General features: G+C 50.1%; 6 protein-coding genes. 3 read left to right on the top strand and 3 right to left on the bottom strand.

Translation table 11 applies throughout. The features are described from left to right. The first annotated feature begins 762 nt into the window (after window positions 1-762). Window positions 763-891 (top strand): hypothetical protein, encoded by a 129-nt coding sequence (locus tag HMPREF2955_RS17070; RefSeq protein ID WP_256374701.1) that lies wholly within the window; start codon window positions 763-765, stop codon window positions 889-891. Window positions 892-905: 14 nt separating this feature from the next. Here the strand turns inward: HMPREF2955_RS17070 and HMPREF2955_RS11325 are convergent, their stop codons facing one another. Both HMPREF2955_RS11325 and priA read right to left on the bottom strand, forming a co-directional pair. Beyond that, the gene (locus tag HMPREF2955_RS11325) at window positions 906-1,913 is read right to left on the bottom strand and encodes a metal-dependent transcriptional regulator (RefSeq protein ID WP_070723588.1); all 1,008 of its coding nucleotides are present in this window, start codon (window positions 1,911-1,913) and stop codon (window positions 906-908) included. Between the two features lie 230 nt (window positions 1,914-2,143). Further along, window positions 2,144-4,414, bottom strand: a complete 2,271-nt coding sequence (gene priA, locus HMPREF2955_RS11320; RefSeq protein ID WP_070723587.1) for a replication restart helicase PriA — start codon at window positions 4,412-4,414, stop codon at window positions 2,144-2,146. A 554-nt stretch (window positions 4,415-4,968) separates the two neighbouring features. Here priA and HMPREF2955_RS11315 point away from each other — a divergent pair. Together HMPREF2955_RS11315 and HMPREF2955_RS11310 are read left to right on the top strand one after the other, a co-directional pair. Next, window positions 4,969-7,860 carry a hybrid sensor histidine kinase/response regulator transcription factor gene (locus HMPREF2955_RS11315; RefSeq protein WP_083317711.1) on the top strand — a complete coding sequence of 964 codons (2,892 nt, stop codon included), beginning with the start codon at window positions 4,969-4,971 and terminating at the stop codon, window positions 7,858-7,860. Window positions 7,861-8,214: 354 nt separating this feature from the next. Continuing rightward, the gene (locus HMPREF2955_RS11310; RefSeq protein WP_009231278.1) at window positions 8,215-8,415 is read left to right on the top strand and encodes a hypothetical protein; all 201 of its coding nucleotides are present in this window, start codon (window positions 8,215-8,217) and stop codon (window positions 8,413-8,415) included. A gap of 783 nt (window positions 8,416-9,198) precedes the next feature. Here the strand turns inward: HMPREF2955_RS11310 and HMPREF2955_RS11305 are convergent. Continuing rightward, the gene (locus tag HMPREF2955_RS11305) at window positions 9,199-9,522 is read right to left on the bottom strand and encodes a hypothetical protein (RefSeq protein WP_070723586.1); all 324 of its coding nucleotides are present in this window, start codon (window positions 9,520-9,522) and stop codon (window positions 9,199-9,201) included. Between the last annotated feature and the right edge of the window lie 691 nt (window positions 9,523-10,213).

Here is a 10,213-nt window from a genome sequence, read left to right as displayed (position 1 = left end):
GGAGTTAAGGAGTTAGGGAGTTAAGCCAAATGCTCTATTGCAGAAGAGCTAACCATCTCGTCAACTTGTCAACTCACGCCAACTCGTCAACCCCTTACCTATGTAATCTTTTCGGCATAAATTTTAACGTTATAGCTAACATTTTTTCCACCAAAAGCCCACCCGACCGCAAATAATCGATTCTCGCGAAGGTTTGTTTGGGTGCAAAATGGGGTTAGGATGCGAATGCAGCAAAATGAATATTTATTATAAACAACAGCCATTTGCACCTGTTTTGGGGCTATTTGCAGCAAAACACAGTGCAATATGCCGCTAAACGCAGTGCGTTTTGGTGCTAAACGCCATGCGTTTTGATGCTAAATGCAGGGCGTTTTGATGCAAAACGCAGGGTATTTTGGTGCTAAATGCAACGTAAAATGCTGCTAAATGCGAGATGAAAAGCATAAAAATACATTGTAATGGTATAAACATAACCGCTTAGAACCATTAAAAACATGGCCTAAAAGGGCAAAACTCCTATTAAAAAGCGGTATTTTGGGGGTAAAAAACTGGTTTTTGGCATCGAAAAAATCACGAGTCGAGAACCAAATAGAAAGGTAAAACGATACTAAATACCGACAAAATGCCCGAAAAGGGACTAAAAACGAGACCCGAAAGTCGGCTTTTAGCGGCATTTTTACTGCCAAACAGCCATAATTCTCGCTAGAACGAGGCGACGGGCAACACGTCTTTTGTAAAATATAAGCACACAAATTAACAATCGTGGGCATTTGGAAAAGAGATGCCGAAACGGGCTTTTGCAAGACCTTTAAGCCACAACTGGCATGCCGGTTGGACGAAAAGGCGTGGGTGCATGGCACACGCCAACAGCGCATACCAGGCAAACCCTAATCCTCATTCGTGCCTTATTGCTGCTGTTTCTCGCTCTCCACAAGGTCTTTACGCACCAAAACGTACTTGGCTTGCTCGTGCCTTAACGCTATGGCCGACCCACGAACAATGTAAGCGATGGGGTTGCCCATGGGACTAGGCATGTCAATGCTCACCACACTACCTTTTACGAAACCTAAATCCAGCAGACGACGGCGAAGTGCTCCGCGGCAAGCTGGCGACAAGCCCACAATACGTGCCTCTTCGCCCGCTTGAAGATGGGTAAGCCTTTGTGCACGCACCTCGGGCAAGTTGTTTAGCTCGGCAGTTGTAACAGGTTGCATGTTAATGGCCTCGAGTGCCGTTATGGGTAACGAGAAATGCTCGCCCTCGTAGTCGAACATCATGGCCACGTTGTCTATCTGGGTGATGAAGATGAGCGAGTCTTTGGTCAATCCCTTCTCGGCTATGAGCGTAAACAGCTGCTTGTCGTCGTCTTCCACATGCGTAATGCGCCACCACGACTGCGCCTCGATGGGTTCGCCGCATGTGCCTTTGTCGGCAACGGCCAACGAAGGCGTGGGTATGGGGTCGCCATGAGGGTCGAAAAGCGGGTTGCCCAACAGCGATGCAATGCGCTCTTGCTCGTCGGGCGTGATGCGGTGTTCCATGCGATGCGCCCGTTCGTGCCACTCGGATGGTGCATAACCCGAGTGTTCGGCCAAGTATTGTTCGTAGATGCGGTGGGCGCGAATAAGCCGAAGGGCGTGCATGCAACCCTTTTCAGTAAGTGCGAGCGTGTCGTTGGCAGTTAGTTCGCCGGCCAAAACCAGCGCACCCACGGTGTTGGCCATGCCTTCGCGGTTGGTGCCAAGGTCTTTTGCGGCCTCATCCACCAGCTGACGGGGCATTTCCTTACCGTGTTCGTAGATATATTTAAGGAAGTCTTCTTGCAATTCCTTTCCGTCCACATGTTTGTTGCGGGCCAGCAAACCTTTCGTTGTCGCCCACCAATGTTCCTTGTTGTTTATGGTTGTTGCCATGATATGGTTCTCCTTTTATTATTAGTTTACGAGTTGACAAGTTGACAAGTTGACGAGGTAACAAGTTTACGAGTTAACAAGATGGCTAGTTTACGAGTTGACGAGTTGACGAGTTGACGAGTTAACAAGATGGCTAGTTGACGAGATAGTTGGTCCCTATGCAACAAAGCATTTGGCTTAACTCCTTAACTCCTTAACTCCTTTAACTCCTCACTTCTTAACCCCTCCCCTTACATCGGGTCTACATCGTAAAACACGTGCAGGGTGGCGTATTTTTTATCTTTCGCCATCTCGTTATGGGCGTATCGCAAGCATTGGCGCACTTGTTCGCCACTGAGCGATGGTTCTAGTTTTAAGACCAACTTGCGGATGTGCAACATTTTTACACGCGCCACCGCAGGCTTGTCGGGACCAAGAACGCGGTCGCCAAACAGTTGTCGCAGTCTGCTGCCAAGCTCTATCCCGGCCGTTTCGGCCACCTGTTCTTTGGCGTGTTTCAAGTAGACATACACCAATCGAAAGAACGGCGGATACCTGAACAAACGACGCTCTTCCAACAAGTCTGTATAGAACGCTTGATAATCGTTGCGCACCACCTGAACAATTACGGGCAGTTCGGGCGACGTTGTTTGTAGCAACACCAAGCCACGTTTACCCTTCCTCCCTGCCCTTCCACTCACCTGCGCCATCATCATAAACGCCTGTTCGTAGGACCTGAAGTCGGGATAGTTAAGCATGGCATCGGCGTTTAAGATGCCCACCACGCTCACTTTGTCGAAGTCTAGCCCCTTAGTAACCATCTGCGTACCGATAAGCACGTTGGTTCTGCCCTGCGAAAAGTCGTGTATAATACGTTCGTATGCGTTTTTTGTGCGCGTGGTGTCAAGGTCCATGCGTGCTATTTTGGCCTCCGGGAACAGCTGCGCAAACTGGTCTTCAATCTTTTCCGTGCCATAACCGCGCCCCCGCAAGTCGGTTTCGCCGCAGTTGGGGCATGTCGTCGGCACGGCGTATGTAAAGCCGCAGTAGTGGCAGGTAAGCTGGTTCATGTTCTTGTGCAACGTCAGCGACACGTCGCAATTGTCGCATTTGGGCACCCATCCGCAGGTGTGGCATTCAACCATTGGGGCAAAGCCACGTCGGTTCTGAAACAGAATAACTTGCTCGCCACGTTCCAACGCGCCACGAACGGCAGACAGCAAGGTCGGCGAAAAAGGCCCGTTCATCAGCTTTCGGCGGCGAAGGTCCTTCACATCCACCACCTTTATCTCGGGCAGGGCGATGTCTTTGTATCGTGTGGTGAGTTCAACAAGGCCGTACTTGCCCGTCTGCGCATTGTAATAGGTCTCGGTCGAGGGCGTTGCCGTGCCCAAAAGCGTTTGCGCGCCATAGTAACTGGCCAGCACGATTGCAGCAGAACGGGCGTGATAACGCGGCGCAGGGTCTTGCTGTTTGAAACTTCCCTCGTGCTCTTCGTCGATGATGGCCAATCCAAGACGTTGAAAAGGCAAGAACACGGCACTCCTTGCGCCCAGTATAACCTCGTAGGGTTCGGCAGAAAGTTGCTTTTTCCATATCTCCACACGTTCGGCATCGCTGTATCGCGAGTGGTAAATGCCCAAGCGTTTGCCAAACACACGTTTCAGGCGCGAGGTCATTTGTACGGTCAATGCTATTTCGGGCAGCAGGTAAAGCACTTGTTTCTTCTCTGCCAAGGCTTTGCTGATAAGATGTATATACACCTCGGTTTTACCGCTAGATGTTACGCCGTGCAACAGCACCACTCGCTTTTTGAGAAACTGGAACACGATGCTGTTATACGCCTCTTGCTGTGCCGCGCTCAGCGGTTTGGGCTTTTCGGCGGGTTCAGTGTCGCCGGTATTCAGTCGTCCCACCTCCTTATTATATATACGGAGTAGGCCTCGGTCCACCAAAGCCTTAATGGTAGCGTTGCTAGCACCGCTTTCGTTCATCAGTTCCACGCGCGTTATCTCGGCCACGGGCTGTTGCGTTTGGTTGTTTTCTAAGGTGTCCCAATGGCTGAGATGCAGGAAACAGGTGAACGCTTTAAGCTGTTGGCGCGCGCCGCGCAGCATGTCGAGAGCGATGTTTAGCGTTTTATCGGTTTGAAAATTGTCGGCCAACGCCACGTAAACTTCGGTCTTTGGCTGCCATCCCGCCTCGTCTTTAAGGCCCGCAGGCAAGGCCGCAGTGTACACATCGCCGATGGGCGCCATGTAATATTGGGCTATCCATTGCCAAAGGTCCAGTTGTTGGGGCAACAACATCGGCGCCGTGTCTACCACTTGCAGCACGGCTTTGGTGTCGAACTCCGGCTTGTCATCGTGCACACGCACCGCCATAGCCGTGCAAGTTTTTGATGCGCCGAACGGAACAAGCACGCGAATGCCCAGCTTCACCCCCGTAGCCAGCTCGTCGGAGATGGCATAAGTGAAGTAACCCTCTAAGGGGCGGGGCAATATAACGTCTACATAGCGCATGTGCAAGGCCGTTTATCTTTGTTCTTTTCGTTGTTCTATGAGGTTGGCTTTTGTGTTAGGCAGGGTCTGTTTCGCCGCTTTTCGCAGAGAGATGCCCCGCTTTCGGCAGAAGAACACCGATGCCTTGGGACAAAGATTTCCGCCCCTTCGAGTTGATGTTTCCGCCCTTTGGGGCTCAGAAATTCGTCCTTTTGGAAGGGCATTCTGCCCCTTTGGAAAGCAATTTCGCAAGCAAGCCCAAACCTAACGCAAAGTTACGATTATTTATTTAACGGACTAAACGGGCGGCAAAGTTTTTTACTTTTGTTGCGCACACAAGTTTTTTATCGCCCAATTTTGCGGTATGCACATCGTTTGCAGGATGTGAATTTACCGGCAAAGAATGCCTGCCGTTGAACATCTATTAACAAAACAAAGCGCCATTTGTTTAAAAAAAGCAGTATTTTTGCAAAAAATCCACAAGCTACGCCGACCGAAAAGGGCGAGATTATCTCTATTTTTTGAACATTCGCACCTGCCGTTCGGTCGCCCTATTGTCGTCAAACCCCTTTCTAATGAAGTGCTTTGTGGCAGAGGTATGCTTACTTATCCCATCGTTTATGGAGGACACTTCTACCCTTTTGCGGCCATCTGCACGCATGGCCTTGCACGCCCGAAAGGCGTTTTTAATTCTATCGGCCCTCTTACTTTTGGCTGCCTGCGCGGGCAGACATCGTTGCTTTACGCCCCAAGAGCGGCGCAAGGCAGACAGCATCGTGGCTCAAGCGCAAGGCATTGAGGCCTTAGCCAAGCTGCAAGCGCAACTGGAAAAGGCCGGAAACAAGCTGGGCAGCGTGGTGGCCTTGCGCGAATGGGGTAAGGCTTTGCGCGACGAAAGCCGCTTTGAAGAGTCGTTACGCGTGCATAGTAAGGGCTTGCAACAGGCCGAAGCCATGGGCGACACCATCGAATGGGTGCTCGCGCTGAACTATATCGGCACCAACTATCGCCGGCTGGGCGTTCTGGATGCCGCCCAAACCTACCACTATCAGGCCCTGCGACTGACGGAAGAGAGTGGCGACACGTGCTGGCTGGCCAGAAAAAACTATGTGAAATCGCTCAACGGACTGGGAAACATCTACATGACCTTGGGCAACTTCAAACGTGCCGACAGCGTTTTGCGCAAGGCTTTGGCAGGAGAACGCCAGCTGGGAAGCGACGTCGGGCAAGCCATCAACTGCGCCAACCTGGGTTCTGTGGCCAAACACTTGGGCAAAAAAGACAGCGCATGGGCCTACTTCCATCGGTCGATGGCGTTTAACCGGCACGCCAACAACACGCTCGGCATTGCCCTTTGCCACACGGCTTTTGGCGAAATGTACCAAGAGGCCAAAGAATACGACAAGGCATACGCAGAATATCAAACGGCGTACGAGCAGTTACACGACTCGAAAGACGAATGGCACGCCCTGCAACCGCTGCTTGCCCTGGTGAGCATCGACTACATAACGGGCAACACAAGCACGGCTTTCGAAAACCTACAACGTGCCAAGGCCATCGCCGAAAAGATAAAATCGAAGGAACATCTGGCCGAAGTGTATTCGCACCTGTACCGCCTTTACGAACGACAAGGCAACTATCGCGCCGCATTGGCCAACCATGTGCTGGCCAGTGCCATGCAAGACAGCGTGATAGACATGGAGAAGGTGAACCGAATACAAAGCATCAGCCTCAACCTCGAACGCCAAATGCAGGGCGAAAAGGTGAACAAGGCGCGCCAAGAACTGGCATCCGAACGCACTGCCAAAACGAACATACTCTACGCAGGCACGCTGGTCATCGTGGTTTTGGGCCTGCTGATTGGCACTTTGATATACTCTGGCCGCATGCGAAAACGCAATCACATGCTATTAAAGAAGATGAGCGCATTGCGCGAGAACTTCTTTACCAACATCACGCACGAGTTTCGCACGCCATTGACGGTTATTCTCGGACTAAGTCAAGCCATTTCGCGAGACAAGAACGTGCCGGCCGACACGCGCGAGAAGACAAAAACCATCGAAAGACAAGGAACTAGCCTGCTGACACTCATCAATCAGTTGCTCGACATATCCAAAATGAAGTCGGCCGTGGGCGAACCTGCATGGCGAAACGGCAACATCGTGGCGCAAATTGCCATGAACATTGAGAGCTACCGCGAATATGCACGCATGCGCGAAATGACCTTTACGGCCGACCTTTGCGGCGAAGTGCTGATGGATTTCGTGCCCGACTATGTGAACAAGCTGATGAACAACCTGCTGTCTAACGCCTTTAAGTACACGCCACCGCAAGGAACGGTGAGCGTAAAGGTGCGCACAGACGGACAAAGACTGCTGATGGACGTGAGCGATACGGGCAAGGGAATACCTGCCGAGAGCCTTCCGCACATCTTCGAGGCCTTCTACCAGGCCGAAAACGACGGCGCGAAGATTGGAACGGGCGTGGGATTGGCCTTGGTCAAGCAGATTATCGATGCGATTGGCGGCACCATCACCGCTGAAAGTGCCGTGGGACAAGGCTGCGTTTTCCACGTGAGCCTACCCATCAGACAAACAAAATCGGCAGCAGAGCCTGCCCAACCGCAGAGGCCCGACATGCCGAAACCCCTGCTGCCAACCGAAGGAGACGACCCCACCGACACCGAAATGGCCAACGACGACGTGCTACGCGTGCTGGTTATCGACGACAATGTGGACGTGGCTGCATTCATCGGCTCGCAGCTGTCGGACAAATACGCCATCATTTACGCACACAACGGACAAGACGGACTGAACAAAGCCGAACAAATGGTGCCCGATGTGATTGTTACCGACTTGATGATGCCGGGCGTAGACGGACTGGAAGTGTGCCGAAGGATTAGGGCTAACGAGGTAACAAGCCACATTCCCATCATCGTTGTTACGGCGAAAATAACCGAAACCGACCGCGTAAAAGGTCTGGAAGCGGGCGCAGACGCCTATCTTGCCAAGCCTTTTAATCGCGACGAGCTGCGCATGCGCGTTGAAAAACTGCTTGAACAACGCCGATTGCTACGGGAAAAGTACGCCAAACTGGAAGAAACAGACAAGGAAGACGAGCAACCCCAAAGCGAAGCCGACCGCAAATTCATCAACAAAGCAACCGACACGGTGTATATGTTGCTTAATGCTGGCGGCGAGATTGACGTGTCGGCAGTGGCCGAAAAGATGGGAATGACGTACAGCCAATTCTATCGCAAGCTATCGGCTCTTACGGGTTGCACGCCTATGGGCTACATCCTGCGCATCAAGATACGCAAGGCACGGCTGCTGATAGACAAAAATCCCAGTATGCCTTTCCGCGATGTGGCCGAGCGTTGCGGCTTCAGCGACTACTCCAACTTTGTTCGCGCATTTAAAAACCTATGCGGCATAACGCCCACACAATACGTTAGGCAAAAGGAATAGTGCCCAACAAGCTGCTTTTTACCAATCAAACCTTTTGTTGCCGAACGGTTGGTGCTTGAGAAACAAGCCTGATCGGTTCGGCAATTTCTTTTAACCCCCGCAACAAAAAGCAATTTTTCGGCACGTAAAACAAGCCACCCATATCGCCAATTCCCAAATTTTAACCATCCCTAAATACTGTAAACATGTCACTGGAAAACGCCCATTTCATCGGCGTTTGTAGGCTGCATATTGCTAAATATCACCAGTTGGTGCAGTTTGACGTTGCACAAAAAAAGCACAAATTTGCACGATTTTACTAGTAACAGTTTGCAAAAAACAACCTAACTTTGCCATCAGATAAAACGAACAATCATGAAGGATGCTCGAGACACGCCACTACCGAGACGTCAAAGCAACAACAGACGGCAATGTGACGAACGGGTGGAACTTCTCGAAGTCATTAAAGAGATGGTGGAAGCAGAGGTAGACAAACGTTTGAGAGCACTTCTTGATGGTTTTAAAAAGAAAAAAGAAACGGGAGACGAGCCTAGCGGGACCGCTCCTAACAAATAGAGAAACGGCCTGACAGACGAACATCGAACAGGCTGGCATCATGAGAATGAGAAATGTTGAACTGTAAATGTGACTCGCAAAACCTGGTGACACATGGGTCATTATGGGCAGAGTAACAAGAGACTTAACGGCAAAACGTTGTGAAACGATAAGGTTGATAAACTGGATTTGACTTTAAAGACGCAACAGGGTAAACGTTGTGAGACGTAAATCCCTTGGATAGGGAAAGTTTGCATCATAAGATGGGAGGGTCGCCAACGTGGTGGATTTGAATAGTATGTTTAGTTTTGTTTTTCTACCGGCGGCCTTCCTTTCCCTATTGAAACACAGTTGGCGGAGAGATGGGCGCAACCTGGTTTTTTAATATTTGATTAATTGGTTATTCGATCATCAATCTCTCAATAGTGCAAACCGAAATTAAATGGATGAATAGAGAGCACTGGCACTTGTCAATCCGCCAACTTACCTGTTTTGCAAAGCGCAACGAAGAAAAGCAAACCCGGCAAAATGCAGGTACAAAACCGTAAAAACAACCTTCGACTAAAACGACGATTAACGACTTTACAGTGAAATGACGATACAAACGGCAAAGCCCTAGGGCACAAACCGTTGAGAAGAGCAAGTTCAGGTGCGGGAAAGGTGACGTAGACACAAAAGAAAGGACATTATCTTATCGGATAATCTACAAACTAGCTAACCCAGAATACGAACCGAACCTTATCTAACCAGGTCGCCTCCGCAACCTTGTTCTTTCTTAAATGTATGCAAATCGAGAACATAAACTTAAAATACATCAAACGGACGAACGAATGAAAAGGAAACGAAAGCTATGCGGGCGAAACGCTTGTTGGGGCCATACCGAAAGCCACCAGTAAAGAATACGCCCGAGAAAAACAGCGAAACCCACAGCATGGCCATAGCAGGCATGCCCTTCGCTGCACCCCGACAATAAAGGAGAGAGACTATATATACAAACATCAGGCCTAACAGCAAAGCCCAAAGGGCAACCGCCAGGCAACTGGAAAGCAAAGGCGCGGCGGGTGCGCCTGCAAAAAGAGAAAAGAGAAAGAGAGTGGCAGTGACCCATAATAAAATGTTTTTTTTCATACTTGTATGGCGCAAGGCGCGAGCCTAGTCCACACATCGAACCAACAATTTGGTGTTTAGGATAACAAGGACGCAAATAAACATAGTTGTGGCTAAAAGGTTTTCTAGATTATAGAAGTTAGCTTTAGTCAAGGTATAAAGTTAAATTGTTGGTTGGAGCCGGGTTTCCAGTGATGGAAGTTCGGCTCCTTTTGCGTGTGCGGTATGCGGCGCAAGGGCAACGACAGCACCCAAATGAGGAACAAAGCAACACCTCTTTTGATGGCCTTTCGGGGCCAACACCGTTGCAAAAAGCTTGTCGTTCTGGGGCAAGTACGTTTCCTTGCCTGCTTGTAAGCCGACCATTCGTCCACTCATAACCCGTTCGCTCGTCTACTTGTTACCCCCTTCAACTTGCCCTCTTGCTAACCTTCCCACCCGTCAACTTGCCACCGCTGTAAATTTTTCAGCAAGAAATTTAACACTAAGAGTACCCTTTTTATCCACCAATCGCCAATCTTGCCGCAAAAAATCGATTCTCGCGGAGGTTTGTTTAGGTGCAAAAGTGGGATGGTTATAAATGCAAGTGAAATGAATACACATTGCATAAAACCGCAATTTGTACCAGCTTTTGGGCTGTTTTCAGCAAAATGAGGTGCAATATGCCGCTAAATGCACTGCGTTTTGGTGCAAAACGCAAGGTGAAATGCCG

Source organism: Prevotella sp. HMSC073D09 (assembly GCF_001814145.1).
GTDB classification, from domain to species: Bacteria; Bacteroidota; Bacteroidia; order Bacteroidales; family Bacteroidaceae; genus Prevotella; species Prevotella conceptionensis.
The sequence above is the reverse complement of the archived record's forward strand: the minus strand, read 5'-3'. Positions and strand labels throughout refer to the sequence as shown.

Bases quoted from the DNA above. Each gene is read 5' to 3' on its own strand.
- HMPREF2955_RS11305 (WP_070723586.1), bottom strand. From the start codon at position 9,522: ATGAAAAAAAACATTTTATTATGGGTCACTGCCACTCTCTTTCTCTTT.
- HMPREF2955_RS11315 (WP_083317711.1), top strand. From the start codon at position 4,969: ATGAAGTGCTTTGTGGCAGAGGTATGCTTACTTATCCCATCGTTTATG.
- HMPREF2955_RS11310 (WP_009231278.1), top strand. From the start codon at position 8,215: ATGAAGGATGCTCGAGACACGCCACTACCGAGACGTCAAAGCAACAAC.
- HMPREF2955_RS11325 (WP_070723588.1), bottom strand. From the start codon at position 1,913: ATGGCAACAACCATAAACAACAAGGAACATTGGTGGGCGACAACGAAA.
- priA (WP_070723587.1), bottom strand. From the start codon at position 4,414: ATGCGCTATGTAGACGTTATATTGCCCCGCCCCTTAGAGGGTTACTTC.